Genomic DNA, 20,409 nt, shown 5'->3' with positions numbered 1-20,409 from the left:
GAACTCAATGTGGGGCGAGTCAGCTCCCACATTAGGATCCGGTTTCTACAGTGAAGTATTCATGCTCTGGAAATGAGCGAGCATCCTTTGTGCATCTGCTTTCTCACCACTGAACAACTCGAACGCCTTCACCGCCTGGAACACCGCCATATTCCCCCCATCCAGGGTGCGGCAACCCAGCGCCCGGGCGTTGCGTAGCAGCTCGGTTTCCAGCGGGAAATAGACGATCTCCGCGACCCACAAATCCGCGCGCAACAATGCTGCTGGCACGGGCATCCCCGGTAGCTTGGCCATGCCCATGGGCGTGGTGTTGACCAGGCCGTCAGCCGCCGCCATCGCGCGACCCAGGTCGCTGCCGGCACACGCTCGGTCAGGGCCAAAGTGTTGGTTGAGGTTGGCGGCCAGGCTTTGGGCGCGGTCGTGATCCATATCGAAAATACTCAACTGGCCGACACCTTCGGCCAACAGCGCGTGGGCCACCGCCGCGCCTGCGCCACCGGCGCCCATCTGCACCACGCGTTGGCGCGCAGCGTCATGCAGGCCACGGCGAAACCCTTCGGCAAAACCCAGGCAGTCGGTGTTGTGACCGATGCGCTTGCCATCGCGCCAGACCACGGTGTTGACCGCGCCGATGCCCCGGGCTTCGGGCGACAGCTCATCGAGCAACGGCAGGATCGCTTGCTTGCATGGGTAGGTGATGTTCAATCCGGTGAAGTTCATCTGTTCGGCGGCCTTGAGCAGATCGGGCAGGGCGCTGCTGTCCAGTTGCAGCGGGTCCAGGTCGATCAGGCGATACAAGTAGCGCAGACCCTGGGCATCGCCTTCCTGCTCATGCAGGGCCGGCGTGCGGGACGCCTGGATGCCGGCGCCGATCAGCCCGGCAAGAATACGCGGTTTCATTTGAGCTCCCGGCTGAAATGCTCGAGGGCCAGGTGATAACCGTGGCTGCCAAACCCGGCGAGCACGGCCTTGGCAATGGGCGAGACGAAAGAGTGATGACGGAACGGTTCGCGGGCATGCACGTTGGACAAATGCACTTCGATCACCGGCAGTTCACTGGCCACCAGGGCGTCGCGAATGGCCACCGAGGTATGGGTCCAGGCCGCCGGGTTGATCACAATGCCCGCACAACGAGCGCGGGCGCCATGGATCCAGTCCAGCAACTCGCCTTCGTGGTTGGTCTGGCGAAATTCCAGTTTCAGCCCGAACTGTTCGGCGCTACGCCCGCATAGGGCGGCGACGTCAGCCAGGGTCTCGTGGCCATAGGTGGCCGGTTCGCGGGTGCCGAGCAGGTTCAGGTTGGGGCCGTTGAGGACCAGCACAATAGGCGGCATGGGGGTGTCTCCACTGTTGTTTTTATGGATGGAGACAAAATGTACTGAATGGTTAATTTGGTCAATTGGCCAAGCGCGGTGCTGCAGATAACCGTTCGATTATCGAACGGTGAATGCAGCCTGTCGGGACTGTCCAAGAGTTGATGTCAATTGGAAACCATTCTCGACAAAACTTAAGATGCCCGCCTGTTTGCTTTACATCCCCCGGGATCCGCAGCACCGCGCTCAAGGGCCAGGTCACTGACCGGTCGCCCCCATGGCGGCAACTCGGCAGAGCGGGTGTTTCCCAGCCCGTATCTCAAGGCTGAAGAGTCGCGGGATTGGGAGATGGGCGTCAATGTGTTCAAGGAGGGGCTGTTTTTCAACGACGACCGCCTGGGCATCTGCGGTTACAACCCGGCATTTGAAGCGGTGCCAGTCGTTACTAGTCTGTGAGGCAGCTCTGGCAATTTGAAGAGGCCGGCTGTCGGCTGGGGCTGGATAAAGCATTGGTCGGCGACAAATAACCTAACGGATGGGTTACGATGAAAGTAGGCACTTACAAGGGATATGTGATTGCAGTGTTGCTCAGGGATGAGCATTGCCCGCCGCACGTACATGTCATGGGCAAGGACTGGGATGCGCGTTTTCGCTTCAGTTTCCTGGATGGGGACGTGGCGTTGTGGGATGTGTATCCCGAGCGGCGGCGACCAGCCACTAGCGTTCTGGAAGGCATTCGCCAGACCTTGATGCAGCCGCATTATCTGGCGCGGGCACAAAGGATCTGGTGGGAGAAGCTGCAAACAGTCTGCCTGGAGAACCATTCCTGGGATTGGGAGGCCGACGAGGTCGTGCCGGGGTTGGTCATCCGGCGAGGTGTCTACGTGATCGCCAGGGCCCGGCACGATGTGGCGGGGCGGCGAACCATCTTGAACCTGGTGAGGGCGCCAGGATCCGTGGAGATTGAGTTATGAAAACGGTAAAAGCCAAAGTCCGGCCTGATGCACCGATCACTGACGCCGATGTTGATAAGGCCGTGGCCCGTGGGCGCAAGCTCAAGCGGGTGTACGCCAATGCCAGCTCCGTGCACTACCAGGACGACTGCATTTCCATCGGCTTCGGCGACGGCAGCCGCATCCTGTTGCCGGTGGCCGGTCTCTCTGAATTCGAAGGTTTTTCTGCGCAGGACTTCCAGGCGCTGGAGGTCGGTTTTGGCGGCAAGGCACTGTGCTGTGAAGCTCGTGATCTGCATGTTTCCATCACTGGCCTGGTCGCTACGAGTCAGCCCCTGATGGACCTGGCGGCGAGCATGGTGGCATCGCGCAACGGCCGTAAAACCAGCGCCGCCAAGTCCGCAGCCGCCCGTGCTAATGGCAAGAAGGGCGGGCGGCCACGCAAGGAGGAGTGATGCACAGCCGGGGGAGTGGGCTTATGTGGGAGCGGGCAAGCCCACTCCCACATTTTTCTAGGTGTGCCGGGGCAGAGGGTTAGCGCCGGGTCAGCAGCACGCCTGATTCCATATGGTGGGTCCACGGGAACTGGTCAAACATTGCACACTGGGTAATGCGGTGCGTGTCGTGCAGTTGCGCGATGTTCGCCGCCAGCGTCTCCGGGTTGCAGGAGATGTACAGGATGTTCTCGAAGCGCCGGGTCAATTCGCAGGTGTCCGGGTCCATGCCTGCGCGGGGCGGGTCGACGAAGACGCTGCCGAACGCGTAGCTCTTGAGGTCGATACCGTGCAAGCGTCGGAACGGCCGTACTTCGTTCAGGGCTTGGGTCAGTTCTTCAGCGGACAGGCGCACCAGGGTGACGTTATCCACCGCGTTTTCATCGAGGTTGCTCAGGGCGGCGTTGACCGAGGTCTTGCTGATCTCGGTGGCCAGCACTTTGCGCACGCGGGTGGCCAGGGGCAGGGTGAAGTTGCCGTTGCCGCAATACAGCTCCAGCAGGTCATCGCTGCGATCGCCGAGGGCCCCATAGGCCCAGTTGAGCATCTTCTGGTTCACCGTGCCGTTGGGCTGGGTGAAGGCACCTTCGGGCTGACGATAGCTGAAGGTGCGACCGCCGACATCGAGTTTCTCGACCACGTAGTCGTGGCCGATCACATCGCGCTTGCCCTTGGAGCGGCCGATGATGCTGACGTTCAGATCGGCAGCCAGTTTGTTGGCCGCCGTGTGCCAATGCTCGTCCAGCGGGCGGTGATAGCACAGCGTGATCATCGCGTCGCCGGCCAGGGTGGTGAGGAACTCCACCTGGAACAGTTTGTGGCTCAGGGCAGCGCTGGCTTGCCAGGCGGCCTTGAGTTGCGGCATCAACTGGTTGATGCGCAGGCTGGCGATGGGGAATTCTTCGATCAGGATCGGCGTGCGCTTGTCATCCTGGGAGAACATCGCGTAATGGCGCTGACCCCCTTCGCGCCACAGGCGAAACTCGGCGCGCAGGCGGAAGTTCTGCAGGGGCGAATCGAACACCTGCGGCTCGGGCGCGTCGAACGGCGCGAGCAGGTCACGCAAGCGCGTGACCTTTTCTTGCAGTTGCAGGGCGTAACTTGCTGCGTCAAAAGTCATGCGGGGAACCAGCCTAGCTTGATCACGAACAGAATCGACAGGATCACCAGCGCTGGGTTGAGTTCACGGTAGCGGCCCGTAAGCAGCTTGATACCGGTCCAGGCGATGAAGCCGAAGGCGATGCCGTTGGCGATGGAGTAAGTGAAGGGCATCGCCAGGGCGGTGATTACCACGGGCGCTGCAACGGTGATGTCGTCCCAGTCGATTTCCGCCAGGCCCGAGGTCATCAGCACCGCGACAAACAGCAGCGCGGGGGCGGTGGCAAACGCCGGGACGCTGGCCGCCAGCGGCGAGAAGAACAGTGCCAGCAGGAACAGGATTGCCACGACGATGGCGGTCAGCCCGGTGCGGCCACCGGCACTCACGCCAGCAGCCGACTCGATGTAGCTGGTGGTGGTCGAGGTACCCAGCAGCGAGCCGGCCATGGCTGCGGTACTGTCGGCGATCAGGGCGCGGCCCATTTTCGGCATGTGACCGTCCTTGCCCATCAGGCCGGCGCGCTTGGCAACGCCGATCAGGGTGCCGGAGTTGTCGAACAGGTCCACGAACAGGAAGGCGAAGATCACGCTGATCAAGCCCACGTCCAGGGCGCCGGCGATATCCAGTTGCAGGAAGGTCGGGGCCAGGGAAGGTGGCATTGATACCACGCCGCCAAAGGGGGTGACGCCCAGCGCGATGGCGGCGATGGTCACCGCGAGGATGCCGATCAGTACTGCACCGCGCACTTTTAGCGCTTCCAGGGCCACGATCAGGAAGAAACCCAGGGTGGCGAGGATCGGTGCCGGCTTCGCCAGGTCGCCCATGCCCAGCATGGTCGCTGGGTTGCTGACCACGATCCCGGCGTTATGCAGGGCGATCAGCGCCAGGAACAGGCCGATACCGGCAGCAATCGCCGAACGCAGGGGCAGGGGGATGGCATTGATGATCCATTCGCGGATGCGGAAGATCGACAGCAGGAAAAACAGCACGGCAGAGATAAATACCGCACCCAGCGCCACCTGCCAGGTATGGCCCAGGTGCAGGACCACGGTGTAGGTAAAGAAGGCGTTCAGGCCCATGCCCGGTGCCAGGGCAATCGGGTAGTTGGCGATCAGACCCATGATCGTCGAGCCGATGGCCGCTGCCAGGCAGGTGGCGACAAACAGCGCGCCCTTGTCCATGCCGGTCTCGCCGAGAATGCTCGGGTTGACGAACAGGATGTAGGCCATGGCCAGGAATGTCGTGATACCGGCCAGAATCTCGGTACGCACGTTAGTGTTGTGTGCCTTGAGTTGAAACAGCTTTTCCAGCATGCCTGCTCCCTGTGGCGCATTCGGCGCCGTGATTTGTTGACCTCAAAGTCAAAGCACAAACTGCGCCAAGCGCCGCGTGTTTTCTACAGAGGATCGGAAAAAGCGGCGCATCATACCAGCAGGTCGACGACCTGTGGCGCCCGGCCTCGGTTTTGTTGAGTGTGGCCTTGAGGCATACTCCGTCGACGTTCAGTCCAGGGTCATCCAGAGCATGAAAAAAGCCATCGCGTGGAGTCTAGCTCCGTTCGCCTGTCTCGGCCTGTGGCTGGCGGTGGCACCGGCGTGGGGCGCGCCTGCACCGGCCTTGAGCGAAGTGCGGGTGTTCCAGGTGCAGTCCCAGGGCTGCAGCGAGTCCATCGCCGAGGGCGCCGACCGTACCCGGCAGTGCCAGCACCGTGGGGCGACGCGGGTCTCGGTGATGGAAGTGGGGCTGGGCAACAATTCCATCGCGACCTTTGATGGGGCGCGGCTTGCGGGACAAAAGACGGCGATTTGCCAGGTCGGCTCCGTCAGCCAGGCCTGCAATGGCGCTGGTACATTGATGGGCTACATCTATGTATTTGACGTGGATATCCGCGCCGCAGGCTGGTTCGAGTACAGCAACACGTCGATCAACGCGCCCCGCAATACCCTGGTGACTCAGTTACGCATCCAGTGATGGCTCCTGCAGGTTCAGGGCGCTTCGGCCGGCATATGCATGCGGTCCCGATTGGCCAGGGTCGGGAACAGCTTGATCCACACCCCGGTCACCACCAGCGTCCCGACCCCGCCCAGCACCACGGCGGGTACCGTGCCCAGCCAGTGGGCCGTGACGCCGGACTCAAATTCGCCCAACTGATTGGACGCGCCAATAAACAGCCCATTGACCGCGCTGACCCGCCCGCGCATTTCATCGGGGGTTTCCAGCTGTACGAATGAGGCACGGATCACCATGCTGATCATGTCCGCCGCCCCCAGCACCACCAGCACCGCCAGGGAGAACCAGAACGAGGTGGACAGGCCAAAGGCAATGGTCGCCACGCCAAACACGCCGACCGCGGTAAACATCACCCGGCCCACACGCCGGTCCACGGCAAACCGTGCCAGCCACAATGACATCAACAGCGCGCCGACTGCCGGAGCCGAGCGCAGCAGCCCCAGGCCCCAGGGGCCGGTCAACAGGATGTCCTTGGCAAACACCGGCAGCAACGCCGTGGCGCCGCCCAACAACACGGCAAACAGGTCCAGGGAAATTGCCCCGAGGATGTCCGGCCGGCTGCGGATAAAACGAATCCCGGCGAGCAGCGAGTCGAGGGTGGCCTTGCCCTTGTTCAGCGGGGTCTGCCGCGCGGGGAGGTTGAGGGTCAGCATGCAGGCAATCAGGTACAGCAGCACCGTCGGGCCATACACCCAGGCGCTGCCGAAGGCATAAAGCAGGCCGCCCAGGGCCGGCGCGACGATGGTTGCCGATTGCTGGGCCGACTGCGCCGCCGCCACTGCCCGAGGGAACAGGGCGCTGGGCACGATGCTCGGCAGCAGGGCCTGGGTTGTGGGCATTTCGAAGGAGCGGGCAGAGCCCAGCAGGAAGGCGAGGATAAAAATCATCTCGCGGGTGACATTGTCCGTCAGGCTGCCAATCACCAGCGCCAGAGCAATCAATGCTTGCAACGTCTGGCAAATGGCAGCGACTTTACGCCGTTCATAACGGTCCGCCACATGCCCGGTGTGCAGCATAAACAGCACCCGCGGCACAAATTCCACCAGGCCCACCAGCCCCAGGTCCAGCACATTGCCAGTCAGTTGGTAGAGGTTCCAGCCGATGGCCACGGTGAGCATCTGGAAGCCGCTGGCGGTAAAAATCCGCGCCAGCCAGAACGCGATGAAAGGGCGGTGATGACGTAACAGCAGCGGGGTTTCACTGGGCATCGGCAAGGACTGGACTGAACCTGGGAAGCGCCGAGATTAGCATCAAGCTGTAACAAATAGTTGCTGGAAAAGAAATATCCTTAGCAAGACATCTATTTCGCTGAGTCAACCTGTCACGCGGCAAAAGACCACACAGTCCAACCTGGAAAATGGGACTACTCTTTCATCGATGCTTGATCCAGATCAATGCTGATTGCAGCGCTGGTGTGGCGGCCAACAGGCCAGAATCCCTACGTGGTTGGTAAAAAAAGAACGAATTGCAATTCGCCACACTCCATATCCGTGGGGGCAGTGGGTGCAGGCCCCCAGCCAGCAGCCGGTATTACCTGACAGAGGAAGACTTATGTTCGGTTTGGAGGCGCTAGATCTCGCCCGAATTCAATTCGCATTCACCATCTCGTTCCATATCCTGTTCCCGGCCATCACCATTGGCCTGGCCAGTTACCTTGCGGTGCTGGAAGGTCTGTGGCTCAAGACCCACAACGATACCTACCGTGACCTCTACCATTTCTGGTCGAAGATCTTTGCCGTCAACTTCGGCATGGGGGTGGTCTCGGGCCTGGTCATGGCCTATCAGTTCGGTACCAACTGGAGTCGTTTCTCGGACTTCGCCGGCTCCGTCACGGGGCCCTTGCTGACCTATGAAGTACTCACCGCGTTCTTCCTCGAAGCCGGCTTTCTTGGGGTGATGCTGTTCGGCTGGAACAAGGTCGGGCGCAAGCTGCACTTCTTTGCCACGGTGATGGTGGCCGTCGGTACGTTGATCTCGACCTTCTGGATCCTCGCCTCCAACAGTTGGATGCAGACCCCCCAAGGTTTTGAAATCGTCAATGGTCAGGTGATTCCAACCGACTGGATGGCGGTGATTTTCAACCCTTCGTTCCCCTATCGCCTGGCCCACATGGCCACGGCAGCGTTTGTCGCCACCGCGTTCTTCGTCGGCTCCTCGGCGGCCTGGCACCTGCTGCGGGGCAAGGACAACCCGGCGATCCGCACCATGTTGTCGATGGCGATGTGGATGGCCTTGATCGTTGCGCCGATCCAGGCGGTGATCGGTGACTTCCACGGCCTCAACACCCTCAAGCACCAGCCGGCGAAAATTGCGGCGATTGAAGGCCACTGGGAAAACGTCGGTAACGAGCCGACCCCGCTGATCCTGTTCGGCTGGCCGGACATGAAGGAAGAGCGCACCAAGTACAAAGTGGAAATCCCCTACCTGGGCAGCCTGATCCTTACCCACTCCCTGGACAAGCAAGTGCCGGCCCTCAAGGAGTTCCCGCCTGAGGATCGCGCCAACTCGACCATCGTGTTCTGGTCGTTCCGCATCATGGTCGGCCTGGGCCTGTTGATGATCTTCACCGGCCTGTTCAGCCTCTGGCTGCGCAAGGGCGACAGGCTGTACACCAACAAACCGTTCCTGTACCTGGCGCTGTGGATGGGCCCGTCGGGGTTGATTGCGATCCTGGCCGGCTGGTTCACCACCGAAATCGGGCGCCAGCCCTGGGTGGTCTACGGCTTGATGCGCACGGCGGACGCGTCCTCCAACCACAGTGTGATGCAGATGAGCATCACCCTGGTGCTGTTTGTGGTGGTGTACTTCGCCCTGTTTGGCGCCGGCCTGGGCTACATGATGCGCCTGGTGCGCAAAGGCCCGGTCACCCACGAAAGTACCGAACCGGCCCACGGCGGCCCCGGGCAGAAACGCACCCCGGCGCGTCCATTGTCGGCGGCCGATGACAGCGGCGACGCCGATCACGGCGACACTCTGAACAAGGGGAATTGAGTCATGGGTATTGATCTTCCGCTGATCTGGGCCGTGATCATCATCTTCGGCATCATGATGTACGTGGTCATGGACGGTTTTGACCTGGGGATCGGCATTCTCTTCCCGTTTATCCCGGGCAAGACCGACCGTGACGTAATGATGAACACCGTCGCCCCGGTGTGGGACGGCAACGAGACCTGGCTGGTGCTGGGGGGCGCGGCGTTGTTCGGCGCGTTCCCGCTGGCCTACTCGGTGGTGCTCTCGGCGCTGTACCTGCCGCTGATCCTGATGCTGATCGGCCTGATCTTCCGTGGTGTGGCTTTTGAGTTCCGTTTCAAGGCCAAGGATGACAAACGCCACCTGTGGGACAAGGCGTTTATCGGCGGCTCGCTGGCGGCGACTTTCTTTCAGGGCGTGGCGCTGGGGGCATTCATTGAAGGCATCCCGGTGGTTGACCGCCAGTTCGCCGGCGGCTCACTGGACTGGCTCTCGCCGTTTGCCCTGTTCTGCGGCGTGGCCCTGATCGTGGCGTATGCGCTGCTGGGCTGCACCTGGCTGATCATGAAGACCGAAGGCAAGTTGCAGGAGCAGATGCACAACCTGGCGCGGCCCCTGGCGTTCGTGGTGTTGGCGGTAATTGGCATTGTCAGCATCTGGACGCCCCTGGCCCACCCGGATATCGCCTCGCGCTGGTTCACCCTGCCGAACCTGTTCTGGTTCCTGCCGGTGCCGATCCTGGTGTTGGTGACCATGTATGCGCTGGTGCGTGCCGTGGCCCGCAATGCCCATTACGCGCCGTTCCTGTTGACGCTGGTGTTGATCTTCCTGGGCTACAGCGGCCTGGGCATCAGCCTGTGGCCGAACATCATCCCGCCGTCGGTCTCGATCTGGGAGGCTGCCGCGCCGCCACAGAGCCAGGGCTTTATGCTGGTGGGCACGCTGTTCATCATCCCGTTCATCCTGGGTTACACCTTCTGGAGCTACTACGTGTTCCGCGGCAAGGTGACCCATGAAGACGGCTATCACTAGGAGGCTTGGACCATGACCGGTAAACCTTCACTGGACGAGATCGAACAGGCCGAGAAAAAGCCGCTGTGGCAGCGCCTGGGCTGGCTGGCGATGATCTGGACCGGCAGCGTCCTGGCCCTGTTCGTGGTGGCCAGCCTGATGCGCATGTTCATGAACGCCGCGGGCCTGAGCACCCACTGAAATCCCGCACCTTTATGACCCTCCTTGCGGAGGGTTTTTTTTGCCTGGGTTTACTTGCGTGCCTTGAGGATCACGAACTTGGGCGTCGCCGCGACCTGCTCCACACCACGGAACAGCCGCGCCAGCTTGCTGTGATAACCCAGGTGACGGTTGCCGACGATATACAAGGCGCCGCCCACCACCAGTGCCTCGCGGGCCTGCTGGAACATGCGCCAGGCGAGGAAGTCCCCCACCACCTGTTGCTGGTGGAACGGTGGGTTGCACAGCACCACGTCCAACGATTGCGGCTCCTGGTCCGCCAGGCCGTCGCCGGGGCGAATCGTCACTGGCCGCTCACCCAGCGCCGCGCGCCAGTTCTCGGCGGCCGATTGCACAGCCATATAGGATTCGTCCACCAAGGTGTACTGCGCCTCGGGGTTTTGCAGGGCACTGGCGATGGCCAGGACCCCATTGCCGCAACCCAGGTCCGCCACGCGGGCGCTGCCCAGGTTGGATGGCAGGTGCGGCAGAAAGGCACGGGTGCCGATGTCCAGGCCCTCACGGCAGAACACATTGGCGTGGTTGAGCAGCTCGATGGCCGGCGCGTCCAGGCGATAACGCGTGGGGTAGGGCGAGACCACCCGGGGCCGATCAGCCAGGGTGGCAATCAGCAACCGGGCCTTTTTCACAGCCAGCGACGCGTGCATCGGCCCGATGTAGCGCTCCAGCAGTTCACCGGCGGCGCGGGGCAGATGCTTGACCATGGCGCCTGCGATCACTTCGGCGCCGGGCGCCAGTTGGCCTTGCAGGCGGATCAGTTGTTCTTCCAGCAGCGCCAGGGTTTTCGGCACTCGGATCAGCACGCGGTCGAAGGGCCCGCTCGGCACCTGGCTGGCAGGCACGAACGACACGGCATCGAAGGTCTTGTGGTTGCGTACCAGGTTTTTTTGCAACGCTTGGGTGCCTAGAAACGAATCGCCACTGGTGGTGACACGCATCTGCCCTTCAAGGCTGGCCGCCAGCGCGCCAAAGCTGTCATTGAGCACCAGCACGCGGGTGCTGCTGGCCGGTTGCTGCTCCGCCAGATAGGCGAGCAGATACTCGTCAGCCGCATCGAAGGCTTGCAGCGGTTCGTTTGGCTGCTCGGGCTGGCGGATCAGGTCGAGTTGGGCGAAGGGGCTATCGAGCAGGGGCATGGCGGGGGAAACTCTGGATAATCGACGGGTGTTCCAGGCTAGGCGAGGAACCTTCTGAGTGGACTGCGACGCGGGCTTTGACGAGCGGCGTCATCACTCAGAACTGGCCGTAAATGTTACGTTTTTTTCTCCGGGATTACATTCGGTGTTTTCAAGAGGATTTGAGCCGGTTGCGCTTAAAAAAGACCGTTTCTCACGGCGCTGATCACGGCGGCGATTTTATTGCTGACCCCCAGCTTTCTCATCGCACTGCTGATGTGAAAACCGACGGTACGTTCCGATAGGCAGAGAATTGTGGCGATATCAGCCGCAGTTTTGCCCAGTGCCGACCATTGCAGGATCTCTGTCTCGCGGCTGGTGAGTTTGGCGGGGCACTGGAAGGTCGGCCCCTGGCTGTAGGTTTGCGCCGCCACCGTATGCAAGGCATGGCATATCCACAGAACCTGGCCCGCTTTTTCATAGAGCTCATGGGCCTGCACCGGCCCCTTGCGTCGTCCCAGGTTGATCATACTGAAGAAGCCCCGGAAGTCGTGCACCGACTGGGCCCAGCCGAAATTCAGGCCTTGGGCATGTACGTGAGCCCACATGTCAGGTACTGCGGAAAAGGTTTTCTCTTCCCATACAAGCGGTAGCACATCGCGCTTACAGTGAATAACCAAAGGGTCCATTTCAAAGTAGTTTTCTGTTTTGTAGATTTTGTTCCATTCATCCGGATAGTTGTTGAGATGGATGCTTCTGTTAGGGCGGTAGAGAGCATTGGAACCCATTATAAAACCGCAGTATTCGAAGCCTAGCTCATAGGTAATGTTCAGAGCGGCTTCAAACATCGTTGTTACCTCATCTTCACCTTCAAGTTTGGGTAACCGTGTGTTTCGCCAGTTGACCATCGGTAACACTCCCTGAGTTTTACGCTGATTGTTTGCGACGCACGTCCTCATAGCGCCAACGAATCGAGTGTAGGACAGCATGCAATGCTGGGGTGGGAATTTTCGCACTTAGCAGGGCGTTTTTTATTGGTAATAATCTTCCTCGCACCTTGTGAGACGTGGCGGGCGGTGGCCGTGATTCAGATTTAATATCTTGTTTTTCATTGATTTGCCGAGAAGTCTGGCAGCGTGCCACCGATGATTGTTAGTGGGAAGTAGCGCCTGTGGGGAGAAGGTAATAGCTAAATGTTTTTAGTTGGAATCATATTGCTATCGCTCTGTTTTTTTCATATTCAAGTGTAGGGCGTTCGGCTTTTCTGCTCGGATAAATCCCCTGGATGGGGATGTCACTACAAACCAGCGGTGTTTCCAGGCTCCGCTTTGGGCCACACTAGGGGTCACCTGTAGACCGGAGCCCCCCATGACGGCCAGTGCGGAAAAATTCACACGCCAGACCTTGCTTGATGTGCAGTCATTGACCCCCAGCCTGTTTACCCTGCGGACCACCCGCGACGCGGGTTTTCGCTTTGTCGCCGGGCAGTTTGTGCGCCTGGGTGTGACCAAGCCCGATGGAAGCCTGGTGTGGCGCGCCTATTCGGTGGTGTCGTCGCCCTTCGACGAGTTCCTCGAGTTTTTCTCGATTGTGGTGCCGGGCGGTGAGTTCACCAGTGAGTTGAGCCGCCTGCGGGTGGGTGATGAGCTGCTGGTGGAGCGACAGGCCACGGGTTTCTTGACCCTGAACCGCTTTGTCGATGGCCGCGACTTGTGGCTGCTGGGCACGGGCACCGGGATTGCGCCGTTTCTGTCGATCCTGCAGGACTTTGAAGTCTGGGAAAAATTCGAGCGCATCATCCTGGTCTATAGCGCCAGGGAAGCCAGGGAGCTGGCTTACCAGACCCTTATCAAGGAACTGGCTGAGCGTGAGTACCTGAGCGAACACGCCCATAAGCTCACCTACCTGCCCATCGTCACCCGGGAGCAGCACCCAGGGGCATTGAATGGGCGTATCACCACCCTGATCGAAAATGGCGAATTGGAACGCGCGGCAGGCGTGGCGCTGACACCGGAACATTCGCGGGTGATGATTTGCGGCAACCCGCAGATGATTGATGACACCCGGCAATTGCTCAAGCAACGCGATATGCAGTTAAGCCTGACGCGTCGGCCAGGGCAGGTGGCGGTAGAAAACTACTGGTAAAAAAAGGCGCCCGGTGAGAGGCGCCTTTTTAGTGGCTGACAGGTATTGCGGATCGGCTACAGCGGCTTGTTGTTCTGGGCCTTGAGCAGATCGCGGATCTCCCCCAGCAATTCCTCTTCCTTGGTGGGCACCGGTGGCAGGCTTGGCGCAGCCGCTTCTTCACGCTTGAGGCGGTTGATGGCCTTGACGCCCATGAAGATCGCGAACGCGACGATCACGAAGTCGATGATGCTCTGGATGAATTTGCCGTAGGCCAGGACCACCGCCGGAATATCGCCCTGGGCCGCCTTGAGCGTTACTGCCAGATCACCGAAGTCCACACCGCCGATCAGCAGACCTATAGGCGGCATCACCACGTCGCCTACAAAGGACGAAACAATTTTGCCGAAGGCGGCGCCGATGATAATACCGACCGCCATGTCGACCACATTACCTTTGACCGCGAAGGCCTTGAACTCACTGATCACGCCCATAGGTTATTCCTTGTTACAGTTGAGAGGAGAGGAACTCAGTGTAAATCAGTCTGCAAGAGCTTGCTCGACACAACGGTTAACACTGTTCGTTGTAATCGACACATTAAAACGCAAATAGTTTGCAAAGTGCCATCAGTCGCGCGCGAAATACCCGTTATTTCAGGGCCTTACCACACTATTTTTTTAATCGTGATGGTGTGGGTTTTCTATTTATCTTCTGGCGTCAGCATCACTAGCCTCTGGCAAGCACCCATAAAAGTGCATTAAAAAAACCAGAGGATTGCATGATGAAAAACCTTATTAGTCGCAGGTCTATTGCTGCGCGCAATGTACTTTTGATTGCCAGTACCAGCCTGTTGTCGTTAGCCGTCAGTGCCGCCAACCTGACCCGCGATAATGGTGCAGCGGTGGGTGATAACCAGAACTCGCAGACCGCCGGCGCAAACGGCCCGGTCTTGCTGCAGGATGTGCAACTGATCCAGAAGCTGCAGCGTTTTGATCGTGAGCGTATCCCCGAGCGCGTGGTGCATGCCCGCGGCACCGGCGCCCACGGCACCTTCACCGTCACCGACAACCTCAGCGACCTGACCAAGGCCAAAGTGTTTGCCGCCGGTGAGGCCACGCCGGTGTTTGTGCGTTTCTCTGCCGTCGTCCACGGCAACCACTCCCCGGAAACCCTGCGCGATCCGCGCGGCTTCGCCACCAAGTTCTATACCGCCGAAGGTAACTGGGACCTGGTCGGCAACAACTTCCCGACGTTCTTTATCCGCGATGCCATCAAGTTCCCGGACATGGTGCATGCCTTCAAGCCCGACCCGCGCACTAACCTGGATGACGACTCCCGTCGTTTCGACTTCTTCTCCCATGTTCCAGAGTCCACCCGCACCCTCACCGAGTTGTACTCGGACTCCGGCACACCGGCCAGTTACCGGGAGATGGACGGCAATGGCGTACATGCCTACAAGTTGATCAATGCCAAGGGTGAAGTGCACTACGTCAAGTTTCACTGGAAGAGCCTGCAAGGCATCAAGAACCTGGACCCCAAGGAGGTCGTGCAAGTGCAAGGGCGTGATTACAGCCATATGACCAACGACTTGGTTACTCACATCAACAAGGGCGACTTCCCCAAGTGGGACTTGTATGTGCAAGTGCTCAAGCCTGAAGAACTGGCCAAGTTTGATTTCGATCCCCTGGATGCCACTAAGATCTGGCCCGATGTTCCCGAGCGCAAAGTCGGGCAAATGGTGCTGAACCGCAATCCGGCCAATGTCTTCCAGGAAACCGAGCAAGTGGCCATGGCCCCGGCCAACCTGGTACCAGGTATCGAACCGTCGGAGGACCGTTTGTTACAAGGTCGGGTGTTCTCCTATGCCGATACGCAAATGTACCGTCTGGGCGCCAATGCCCTGCAACTGCCGATCAATGCTCCACGGGTCACCGTCAACAACGGCAACCAGGATGGTGCGATGAACTTTGGCAAGACCAGCACGGGCGTGAACTACCAGCCAAGCCGCCTGATGCCTCGGGAAGAGCCGCAAAGTGCGCGTTACAGCCAGATGCTCCTGGCCGGCAGCACCCAGCAGGCGAAAATCCAGCGCGAGCAGAACTTCAAGCAGGCGGGCGACTTGTATCGGTCCTACAGCAAGAAAGAGCGCCAGGACTTGATCGAAAACTTCGGTGGCTCCCTGGCAACCACGGATGACGTCAGCAAGCACATCATCCTGTCGTTCCTCTACAAGGCCGACCCGGAGTACGGCACGGGTGTGGCCAAAGTGGCCAAGGGCGATCTGGCGCGGGTCAAGGCACTGGCTGAAAAGCTGACCGACTAATCCACCCCTCCTGTAGGAACGAGCTTGTCGCCGCCAGTTCAAGCTCGCTCCTACAGGGACCTGCAGAGGATGTTGATGATGCGTAACTTTATAGGGGCACTACTGGCCTGCTGGTCCTTGAGTGTGTTCGCCGACCCGCTGGCCCTCAAGGCGCAGTTACAGGATTACTACTTCGACGCTGCCCGACGTGGCGACGTGGAAATGCTCAAGACTTTTATCGAATCCGGCTATTCCCTGAATACCGTCGATGACAAGGGCTACACCGCGCTGATCCTCAGCGCCTATCACGGGCACGAACCGGCCGTGGAGCAACTGCTGGCAGCCGGTGCCGATGCCTGTGTGCAGGATAAACGCGGCAATACGGCGCTGATGGGCGCGATCTTCAAGGGCGAGTTGAGCATTGCCCGGCGTTTGCTGGGCACCGCCTGCAACCCCGACCAACGCAACGGCGCCGGACAGACGGCGGCCATGTACGCCGGGCTGTTCAAGCGTATCGAACTGCTCGATGCACTCAAGGCCCAGGGCGCCGACCTGAATGCCGAAGACCCGCTGGGCAATAGCGCTACACGATTGGCCAACGGTGAAATCCGTACCGCAGCGCCACGCTGAGCTATCATCGCGGTTTTTCGGTTGGAGGTTCTCAGATGGCAAAGGCCAAGCGCATGTACGGCTGCACAGAGTGCGGCGCGACCTTTCCCAAATGGGCGGGCCAGTGTGGCGAGTGTGGGGCGTGGAATACCCTCACGGAAACTATGATTGAAAGCGGTGGCGCCGCAGCTCCCAGCGGGCGCTCCGGCTGGACCGGGCAACAAGCCCAGATCAAGACCCTGGCGGAAGTCAGCGTCGAGGAAATCCCGCGCTTTTCCACGGCGTCCGGCGAGCTCGACCGGGTACTCGGTGGCGGCCTGGTGGACGGCTCGGTGGTGCTGATCGGTGGCGATCCAGGCATCGGCAAGTCGACCATCCTCTTGCAGACCCTATGCAGCATCGCCAGCCGCATGCCAGCCCTGTACGTCACCGGCGAAGAATCCCAGCAACAGGTGGCCATGCGCGCCCGCCGCCTGGGCTTGCCCCAGGACCAATTGCGGGTCATGACCGAGACCTGTATCGAAAGCATTATCGCCACCGCCCGCGTGGAAAAACCCAAGGTGATGGTGATCGACTCGATCCAGACGATCTTCACCGAGCAACTGCAATCGGCGCCGGGAGGGGTGTCCCAGGTGCGGGAAAGTGCGGCGTTGCTGGTGCGCTACGCGAAACAGAGCGGCACGGCGATTTTCCTGGTGGGCCATGTCACCAAGGAGGGCGCACTGGCCGGCCCGCGCGTGCTGGAGCATATGGTGGATACGGTGCTGTATTTCGAGGGCGAGTCCGATGGGCGCCTGCGCCTGTTGCGGGCAGTGAAGAACCGTTTCGGCGCGGTCAACGAGCTGGGTGTGTTTGCCATGACGGACCGGGGGCTGAAAGAAGTCTCCAACCCTTCGGCGATCTTTCTGACCCGCGCCCAGGAAGAAGTACCGGGCAGCGTGGTAATGGCTACGTGGGAGGGCACCCGGCCAATGCTGGTGGAAGTCCAGGCCCTGGTGGACGACAGCCACCTGGCCAACCCGCGCCGCGTGACCCTGGGCCTGGATCAGAACCGCCTGGCGATGTTGCTGGCGGTATTGCATCGCCATGGCGGGATTCCGACCCATGACCAGGACGTGTTCCTCAACGTGGTCGGCGGCGTCAAGGTGCTGGAAACCGCGTCGGACCTGGCCTTGATGGCGGCGGTCATGTCGAGCCTGCGCAATCGGCCGCTGCCCCATGACCTGTTGGTATTTGGTGAAGTGGGCCTGTCGGGCGAGGTACGCCCGGTGCCCAGCGGCCAGGAGCGCCTCAAGGAAGCCGCCAAGCATGGTTTCAAGCGTGCCATCGTGCCCAAGGGCAACGCGCCGAAGGAGGCGCCGCCTGGGTTGCAGGTGATTGCGGTGACGCGGCTCGAACAGGCACTGGATGCCTTGTTCGAATAACCCGAAATACCACAGAACCCTGTAGGAGATGGCTTGCTTGCAATGGTGTCGAATCAGTCGCTGCGTCCCTGACTGACACGCCGCCATCGCAGGCAAGCCAGCTCCTACATTGATGTGTGCACATCGTCAGATGTTCAGCAGCTCGCCCAGCTCCCGATGCAGCTCCTCCTCATCCCCCAGGTTCAGCTCGATCAGCCTGCGCAAATGGCTGATCGAGTCCAGGTCGATATATTCGCAGACGAACCCCAGTTGCCCCTTGTCGTCATGGCTCAGCCGCACTTGCATGCTCACGTCCGTGTCGGCGTCCAGGTGAATGTCCACATCAAAGGGCTCGTCACCCTTGCCCAGCCATGGCGCGGGCTTTTGCACCAGCAACCCTTTGAGCGATAAATCCACCAGTTGCACCGGCCATTGCTGGCCGTTTTGCTTAAGCTCGGTCTTGGCATTGAAGGCAATCCGCCGAAAACGGCGTCGATCTGACGGCTGGTCGCTCATGGTGAAACCCTCTGTTGGTCCAGGGATTGTAGCCTTGCGCCATTATCGGGCGTTTATTTCTGTTTTTTTCGCCCCGGCAAGGCTCTAGACCAACGTAGGGGGCTGGTCTTTAGGGCACAGCGCGCTAAACTCGGCCTGGCTGTCTTTCTGTCCACCCTGGCTGGAATATAAAAATGAAAAATAATAATAGCCTGCTCCGCCATCTACCCTGGCTGTTGCTGGCAATCGTAGGAGCGTGCGCCCTGGGCGTAGTGGCTTTGCGGCGCGGCGAGGCAATCAACGCCTTGTGGATTGTAGTCGCGGCAGTCGCCATTTATCTGGTGGCTTATCGTTACTACAGCCTGTTCATCGCAAATAACGTGATGCAACTCGATCCACGGCGGGCCACCCCCGCAGTGATCAACAACGACGGTCTGGACTATGTGCCGACCAACAAACATATTCTCTTCGGTCACCACTTTGCCGCCATTGCCGGCGCGGGGCCTCTGGTCGGCCCGGTACTGGCTGCACAGATGGGCTACCTGCCCGGTACCCTGTGGCTGATTGCCGGCGTGGTGCTGGCGGGTGCGGTGCAGGACTTCATGATCCTGTTCCTGTCCACCCGTCGCAACGGCCGCTCCCTGGGGGACATGGTCCGCGAAGAAATGGGCCGCATTCCCGGGACCATCGCGCTGTTTGGCTGCTTCCTGATCATGATCATCATCCTCGCGGTGCTGTCGCTGATCGTGGTCAAGGCCCTGGCCGAAAGCCCGTGGGGCATCTTCACGGTGATGGCGACCATCCCGATCGCGATGTTCATGGGCGTGTACATGCGCTACATCCGTCCGGGCCGCATCGGCGAAATTTCGATCATTGGCGTGCTGTTGCTGTTGGGTTCGATCTGGCTCGGCGGGCAGATTGCCGCTGATCCGGTATGGGCCAAGGCCTTCACCTTCACCGGGATCCAGATCACCTGGATGCTGGTTGGCTACGGATTCGTGGCCGCGGTACTGCCGGTGTGGCTGATCCTGGCCCCGCGCGACTACCTGTCTACCTTCCTGAAAATCGGCACCATTATCGCCCTGGCGATTGGCATCCTGGTCACCATGCCTGACCTGAAAATGCCGGCGCTGACCCAGTTTATCGACGGCACTGGCCCGGTGTGGAAGGGCGGCCTGTTCCCGTTCCTGTTCATCACCATCGCCTGTGGTGCGGTATCGGGTTTCCACGCGCTGATTTCCTCGGGCACCACGCCCAAGCTGTTGGCCAATGAAGCCCACTCGCGCTACATCGGTTATGGCGGCATGTTGATGGAGTCGTTCGTCGCCATCATGGCCATGGTTGCCGCTTCGGTGATCGAGCCAGGCGTGTACTTCGCCATGAACAGCCCTGCGGCGATTGTCGGCAGTGATGTGGTGACTGTTGCGCAAACCGTCAGCAGCTGGGGCTTTGCGATTACCCCGGAAGCGCTGCAAGCGGTGGCCAATGACATCGGTGAAACCACCATCCTGGCCCGTGCCGGCGGTGCGCCGACCCTGGCGGTCGGTATCGCGCAAATCCTGCACAGTGTGTTGCCGGGTGAAAACACCATGGCGTTCTGGTACCACTTTGCAATCCTGTTCGAAGCGCTGTTCATCCTGACCGCTGTGGACGCCGGTACCCGTGCCGGGCGCTTCATGCTCCAGGATCTGCTCGGTTCCTTCGTGCCGGCGCTCAAGCGTACCGAGTCCTGGACGGCCAACCTGATCGCCACTGCAGGCTGTGTGGCGATGTGGGGCTACTTGCTGTACCAGGGCGTGATCGACCCGCTGGGTGGTATCAACACCTTGTGGCCGCTGTTCGGCATCTCCAACCAGATGCTGGCCGGTATCGCGCTGATGCTCGCCACCGTTGTGCTGATCAAAATGAAGCGCCAGCGCTACATCTGGGTGACCCTGCTGCCGGCTGTCTGGCTGCTGATCTGCACCACCACCGCAGGCTTCATCAAGCTGTTCGACGCCAACCCGGCGATCGGCTTCCTGTCGCTGGCCAAGAAGTACAGCGATGCGCTGGCCAATGGGCAGATCCTGGCCCCGGCCAAGAGTATCGACCAGATGCAGCACGTGATCTGGAACGCCTACACCAACGCGACGTTGACGGTGTTGTTCCTGTTCGTGGTCTTCAGCATCCTGTTCTATGCCATCAAGGTCGGCGTTGCCGCCTGGGGCACCAAGGAACGTACGGATAAAGAAGCACCATTCCAAGCCATGCCGGACGCGTGATAGAGGGTTG

Annotated in this window: 21 protein-coding genes; 12 read left to right on the top strand and 9 right to left on the bottom strand. The window is 60.4% G+C overall.

The features are described from left to right. Nucleotides 1-45: 45 nt before the first annotated feature. Both PSH73_RS22605 and aroQ read right to left on the bottom strand, forming a co-directional pair. Nucleotides 46-900 carry a shikimate dehydrogenase gene (locus PSH73_RS22605; protein WP_057958370.1) on the bottom strand — a complete coding sequence of 285 codons (855 nt, stop codon included), beginning with the start codon at nt 898-900 and terminating at the stop codon, nt 46-48. Continuing rightward, nucleotides 897-1,334, bottom strand: a complete 438-nt coding sequence (gene aroQ, locus PSH73_RS22600) for a type II 3-dehydroquinate dehydratase (protein ID WP_032861827.1) — start codon at nt 1,332-1,334, stop codon at nt 897-899. Before aroQ ends, PSH73_RS22605 begins: the two co-directional genes overlap by 4 nt. Before the next feature lie 279 nt (nt 1,335-1,613). On the opposite strand from aroQ, the gene PSH73_RS22595 reads away from it, so the two are divergent. The 3 genes from PSH73_RS22595 to PSH73_RS22585 all read left to right on the top strand — a co-directional run bounded on the left by PSH73_RS22595 (nt 1,614) and on the right by PSH73_RS22585 (nt 2,721). Beyond that, nucleotides 1,614-1,769 carry a hypothetical protein gene (locus tag PSH73_RS22595; RefSeq protein WP_164844804.1) on the top strand — a complete coding sequence of 52 codons (156 nt, stop codon included), beginning with the start codon at nt 1,614-1,616 and terminating at the stop codon, nt 1,767-1,769. Between the two features lie 89 nt (nt 1,770-1,858). Next, nucleotides 1,859-2,287, top strand: a complete 429-nt coding sequence (locus PSH73_RS22590; protein ID WP_057958371.1) for a hypothetical protein — start codon at nt 1,859-1,861, stop codon at nt 2,285-2,287. Then, entirely contained in the window at nt 2,284-2,721 is a 438-nt protein-coding gene (locus PSH73_RS22585) for a DUF2442 domain-containing protein (RefSeq protein ID WP_057958372.1), read from the top strand. The genes PSH73_RS22590 and PSH73_RS22585 overlap by 4 nt, the downstream gene beginning before the upstream one ends. Before the next feature lie 79 nt (nt 2,722-2,800). Here PSH73_RS22585 and trmA read toward each other — a convergent pair whose 3' ends face one another. Beyond that, entirely contained in the window at nt 2,801-3,880 is a 1,080-nt protein-coding gene (gene trmA, locus PSH73_RS22580) for a tRNA (uridine(54)-C5)-methyltransferase TrmA (RefSeq protein WP_128592783.1), read from the bottom strand. After that, on the bottom strand, nt 3,877-5,172 hold the full coding sequence (locus PSH73_RS22575; RefSeq protein ID WP_032861840.1) for an NCS2 family permease: 1,296 nt from the start codon (nt 5,170-5,172) through the stop codon (nt 3,877-3,879). The genes trmA and PSH73_RS22575 overlap by 4 nt, the downstream gene beginning before the upstream one ends. Before the next feature lie 211 nt (nt 5,173-5,383). On the opposite strand from PSH73_RS22575, the gene PSH73_RS22570 reads away from it, so the two are divergent. Continuing rightward, nucleotides 5,384-5,830 carry a DUF4879 domain-containing protein gene (locus PSH73_RS22570; protein ID WP_169990511.1) on the top strand — a complete coding sequence of 149 codons (447 nt, stop codon included), beginning with the start codon at nt 5,384-5,386 and terminating at the stop codon, nt 5,828-5,830. A gap of 14 nt (nt 5,831-5,844) precedes the next feature. Here the strand turns inward: PSH73_RS22570 and PSH73_RS22565 are convergent, their stop codons facing one another. After that, on the bottom strand, nt 5,845-7,077 hold the full coding sequence (locus PSH73_RS22565) for an MFS transporter (protein ID WP_057958374.1): 1,233 nt from the start codon (nt 7,075-7,077) through the stop codon (nt 5,845-5,847). 343 nt (nt 7,078-7,420) lie between these two features. Here PSH73_RS22565 and PSH73_RS22560 point away from each other — a divergent pair, with 343 nt between their 5' ends. Genes PSH73_RS22560 through PSH73_RS22550 form a run of 3 tightly spaced genes read left to right on the top strand, consistent with a single transcriptional unit; the run spans nt 7,421 to nt 10,051 of the window. Beyond that, nucleotides 7,421-8,860 (top strand): cytochrome ubiquinol oxidase subunit I, encoded by a 1,440-nt coding sequence (locus tag PSH73_RS22560; RefSeq protein WP_057958375.1) that lies wholly within the window; start codon nt 7,421-7,423, stop codon nt 8,858-8,860. 3 nt (nt 8,861-8,863) lie between these two features. Further along, nucleotides 8,864-9,871: a cytochrome d ubiquinol oxidase subunit II gene (cydB, locus tag PSH73_RS22555; protein WP_057958376.1), complete on the top strand. Its 1,008-nt coding sequence runs from the start codon at nt 8,864-8,866 to the stop codon at nt 9,869-9,871. A 12-nt stretch (nt 9,872-9,883) separates the two neighbouring features. Then, the gene (locus tag PSH73_RS22550; RefSeq protein WP_081044180.1) at nt 9,884-10,051 is read left to right on the top strand and encodes a DUF2474 domain-containing protein; all 168 of its coding nucleotides are present in this window, start codon (nt 9,884-9,886) and stop codon (nt 10,049-10,051) included. Nucleotides 10,052-10,101: 50 nt separating this feature from the next. Here PSH73_RS22550 and PSH73_RS22545 read toward each other — a convergent pair whose 3' ends face one another. Both PSH73_RS22545 and PSH73_RS22540 read right to left on the bottom strand, forming a co-directional pair. Next, nucleotides 10,102-11,226, bottom strand: a complete 1,125-nt coding sequence (locus PSH73_RS22545; protein WP_057958377.1) for a class I SAM-dependent methyltransferase — start codon at nt 11,224-11,226, stop codon at nt 10,102-10,104. Between the two features lie 176 nt (nt 11,227-11,402). Continuing rightward, entirely contained in the window at nt 11,403-12,113 is a 711-nt protein-coding gene (locus tag PSH73_RS22540; RefSeq protein ID WP_128592784.1) for a LuxR family transcriptional regulator, read from the bottom strand. Between the two features lie 460 nt (nt 12,114-12,573). Here PSH73_RS22540 and PSH73_RS22535 point away from each other — a divergent pair, with 460 nt between their 5' ends. Further along, nucleotides 12,574-13,350: a ferredoxin--NADP reductase gene (locus PSH73_RS22535; RefSeq protein ID WP_057441142.1), complete on the top strand. Its 777-nt coding sequence runs from the start codon at nt 12,574-12,576 to the stop codon at nt 13,348-13,350. 56 nt (nt 13,351-13,406) lie between these two features. Here PSH73_RS22535 and mscL read toward each other — a convergent pair whose 3' ends face one another. Then, a complete protein-coding gene (gene mscL / locus PSH73_RS22530; protein ID WP_057441140.1) occupies nt 13,407-13,823 on the bottom strand; it encodes a large-conductance mechanosensitive channel protein MscL in 417 nt (138 codons plus the stop codon). Between the two features lie 287 nt (nt 13,824-14,110). On the opposite strand from mscL, the gene PSH73_RS22525 reads away from it, so the two are divergent. The 3 genes from PSH73_RS22525 to radA all read left to right on the top strand — a co-directional run bounded on the left by PSH73_RS22525 (nt 14,111) and on the right by radA (nt 17,664). Then, nucleotides 14,111-15,652: a catalase gene (locus PSH73_RS22525; protein WP_057958378.1), complete on the top strand. Its 1,542-nt coding sequence runs from the start codon at nt 14,111-14,113 to the stop codon at nt 15,650-15,652. A gap of 78 nt (nt 15,653-15,730) precedes the next feature. Then, nucleotides 15,731-16,261, top strand: a complete 531-nt coding sequence (locus tag PSH73_RS22520; protein ID WP_305461381.1) for an ankyrin repeat domain-containing protein — start codon at nt 15,731-15,733, stop codon at nt 16,259-16,261. 35 nt (nt 16,262-16,296) lie between these two features. After that, the gene (radA, locus tag PSH73_RS22515) at nt 16,297-17,664 is read left to right on the top strand and encodes a DNA repair protein RadA (RefSeq protein WP_057441136.1); all 1,368 of its coding nucleotides are present in this window, start codon (nt 16,297-16,299) and stop codon (nt 17,662-17,664) included. Between the two features lie 126 nt (nt 17,665-17,790). On the opposite strand, the gene PSH73_RS22510 is transcribed toward radA, so the two are convergent. Next, a complete protein-coding gene (locus tag PSH73_RS22510) occupies nt 17,791-18,159 on the bottom strand; it encodes a PilZ domain-containing protein (protein WP_057958379.1) in 369 nt (122 codons plus the stop codon). Nucleotides 18,160-18,332: 173 nt separating this feature from the next. On the opposite strand from PSH73_RS22510, the gene PSH73_RS22505 reads away from it, so the two are divergent. Further along, nucleotides 18,333-20,399, top strand: a complete 2,067-nt coding sequence (locus tag PSH73_RS22505) for a carbon starvation CstA family protein (protein ID WP_057958380.1) — start codon at nt 18,333-18,335, stop codon at nt 20,397-20,399. Nucleotides 20,400-20,409: the final 10 nt, after the last annotated feature.

The organism is Pseudomonas sp. FP2294 (assembly GCF_030687625.1).
In the GTDB taxonomy this organism is placed as follows: Bacteria; Pseudomonadota; Gammaproteobacteria; order Pseudomonadales; family Pseudomonadaceae; genus Aquipseudomonas; species Aquipseudomonas shahriarae.
This window is presented reverse-complemented; position numbering and strand designations above follow the sequence as displayed.

Excerpts from the sequence above, each read along its gene's own strand:
- PSH73_RS22510 (WP_057958379.1), bottom strand. The coding sequence starts at position 18,159 with ATGAGCGACCAGCCGTCAGATCGACGCCGTTTTCGGCGGATTGCCTTC.
- PSH73_RS22525 (WP_057958378.1), top strand. The coding sequence starts at position 14,111 with ATGAAAAACCTTATTAGTCGCAGGTCTATTGCTGCGCGCAATGTACTT.
- PSH73_RS22545 (WP_057958377.1), bottom strand. The coding sequence starts at position 11,226 with ATGCCCCTGCTCGATAGCCCCTTCGCCCAACTCGACCTGATCCGCCAG.
- radA (WP_057441136.1), top strand. The coding sequence starts at position 16,297 with ATGGCAAAGGCCAAGCGCATGTACGGCTGCACAGAGTGCGGCGCGACC.
- PSH73_RS22605 (WP_057958370.1), bottom strand. The coding sequence starts at position 900 with ATGAAACCGCGTATTCTTGCCGGGCTGATCGGCGCCGGCATCCAGGCG.
- PSH73_RS22560 (WP_057958375.1), top strand. The coding sequence starts at position 7,421 with ATGTTCGGTTTGGAGGCGCTAGATCTCGCCCGAATTCAATTCGCATTC.
- PSH73_RS22590 (WP_057958371.1), top strand. The coding sequence starts at position 1,859 with ATGAAAGTAGGCACTTACAAGGGATATGTGATTGCAGTGTTGCTCAGG.
- PSH73_RS22585 (WP_057958372.1), top strand. The coding sequence starts at position 2,284 with ATGAAAACGGTAAAAGCCAAAGTCCGGCCTGATGCACCGATCACTGAC.
- PSH73_RS22520 (WP_305461381.1), top strand. The coding sequence starts at position 15,731 with ATGCGTAACTTTATAGGGGCACTACTGGCCTGCTGGTCCTTGAGTGTG.
- aroQ (WP_032861827.1), bottom strand. The coding sequence starts at position 1,334 with ATGCCGCCTATTGTGCTGGTCCTCAACGGCCCCAACCTGAACCTGCTC.
- PSH73_RS22570 (WP_169990511.1), top strand. The coding sequence starts at position 5,384 with ATGAAAAAAGCCATCGCGTGGAGTCTAGCTCCGTTCGCCTGTCTCGGC.
- mscL (WP_057441140.1), bottom strand. The coding sequence starts at position 13,823 with ATGGGCGTGATCAGTGAGTTCAAGGCCTTCGCGGTCAAAGGTAATGTG.
- PSH73_RS22535 (WP_057441142.1), top strand. The coding sequence starts at position 12,574 with ATGACGGCCAGTGCGGAAAAATTCACACGCCAGACCTTGCTTGATGTG.
- PSH73_RS22575 (WP_032861840.1), bottom strand. The coding sequence starts at position 5,172 with ATGCTGGAAAAGCTGTTTCAACTCAAGGCACACAACACTAACGTGCGT.
- cydB (WP_057958376.1), top strand. The coding sequence starts at position 8,864 with ATGGGTATTGATCTTCCGCTGATCTGGGCCGTGATCATCATCTTCGGC.
- PSH73_RS22505 (WP_057958380.1), top strand. The coding sequence starts at position 18,333 with ATGAAAAATAATAATAGCCTGCTCCGCCATCTACCCTGGCTGTTGCTG.
- PSH73_RS22565 (WP_057958374.1), bottom strand. The coding sequence starts at position 7,077 with ATGCCCAGTGAAACCCCGCTGCTGTTACGTCATCACCGCCCTTTCATC.
- PSH73_RS22540 (WP_128592784.1), bottom strand. The coding sequence starts at position 12,113 with ATGGTCAACTGGCGAAACACACGGTTACCCAAACTTGAAGGTGAAGAT.
- PSH73_RS22550 (WP_081044180.1), top strand. The coding sequence starts at position 9,884 with ATGACCGGTAAACCTTCACTGGACGAGATCGAACAGGCCGAGAAAAAG.
- trmA (WP_128592783.1), bottom strand. The coding sequence starts at position 3,880 with ATGACTTTTGACGCAGCAAGTTACGCCCTGCAACTGCAAGAAAAGGTC.